Source organism: Planomicrobium soli (assembly GCF_003014655.1).
Classification (GTDB): Bacteria; Bacillota; Bacilli; order Bacillales_A; family Planococcaceae; genus Planococcus; species Planococcus soli_B.
This window is the reverse complement of the sequence record NZ_PYAT01000035.1, coordinates 1-1,289: the sequence shown is the minus strand read 5'-3', so window position 1 is coordinate 1,289 and position 1,289 is coordinate 1. Positions and strand designations below refer to the sequence as shown.

1 protein-coding gene is annotated in these 1,289 nt (G+C 48.9%); it reads left to right on the top strand.

Going from position 1 to position 1,289, the window contains the following annotated elements; all coding sequences use genetic code 11:
* The first annotated feature begins 87 nt into the window (after positions 1-87).
* A protein-coding gene (locus B0H99_RS17650) for an IS3 family transposase (protein WP_106534966.1) occupies positions 88-1,262 on the top strand; the annotation gives its coding sequence in 2 pieces (ribosomal slippage) (positions 88-385 and positions 385-1,262; 1,176 coding nt in all).
* Positions 1,263-1,289: the final 27 nt, after the last annotated feature.

Here is a 1,289-nt window from a genome sequence, read left to right as displayed (position 1 = left end):
TAGAGTGACCCAATAAAATGAGACAAGGAAAAAACACCGCCATCGTCGTATGTAGTCACAACGACAATTATGGAGGTGTTTTTCTGTATGGAGATAAAAAGAGGTTCGAAAAAAGGGTCAACGAAACGATTCTACCCCGAGGAAATTAAACGCGAGGTCATCCGGATGAAGCTCAGCGGCACCTATACCGATGCAGAAATCATGGAGATCCACCAAATTAAAAACAGGTCCCAGATCGGTACCTGGATGAAATGGCACCGGGAGGGGGAAAGCCATCGGCTTGCCCAGATGGTTGGAAAACAATACAGCTACAACGCAGCGGTAAGCGAGCTCGATGAATTGAAGAAAAAGGTGTTGTATTACGAAGTGAAGGAAGAGTTGATGGGAAAGTACCGGGAGTTGGCCAGGAGGTGGAGCCCGCCCTCTTCGTAGAGCTGGTCGACTGCTTCAAAGACCGCTATTCCGTCTCGCTGATCTGTCAGTGCATGGGCGTCCCGCGCGCCACGTATTACCGCTGGCGCCGGAAAGACTTCACGAAGACCGAGCTGGAAAAACAGGTTCTGGCGATCTGCCAACAGCTGAAGTTCCGTGTCGGGCACCGTACGGTGAAAGGGCTGTTGAAAAACGAGGGCATCAAAGTCGATCGGAAAACGGTGCAGAAAATTATGCGGAAATACAACAGCCAATGCCGGGTCAAACCAAAACAGGCCCAGAAGATGAAGGGCGAGAGCCACTTGGTGGTACCAAATCTTCTGGAACAGCAGTTCAAAGCGGATGCCCCGAACCAAAAGTGGGTGACGGATATTACGTACCTCCCCTTCGGGGAGCGCATGCTTTACTTGTCGACGATTCTGGACTTGTACAACAACGAAGTGATTGCCTACAAAATCAGCGACACCCAAAATGCCCAGCTGGTGTTGGACACCTTGGCATTGGCGTGTCGGAAGCGAAATACCGCCGGCACCACCTTGCATAGTGATCAAGGTGCCCAGTATACGTCCCGTGCGTTTCAGGTGGCGACAAAAGAAAACGGCATTATCACCAGCATGTCCCGCAAAGGAAACTGCTTTGATAATGCCGTCATCGAATCCTTCCACTCCTCGCTAAAGTCGGAAGAATTCGCTACCCTGGAAAGGGTAAGCCTAACCAATGCCATTGTACAACAAAAAGTTGAAGATTACATGTATTATTACAACTACATCCGACCATTTCAAAAATTAAACTGCCACTCTCCGATTGAATATCGGACAATGGCAGCTTAGGTGTTTTTTTCAAATGTCTCAAATTAA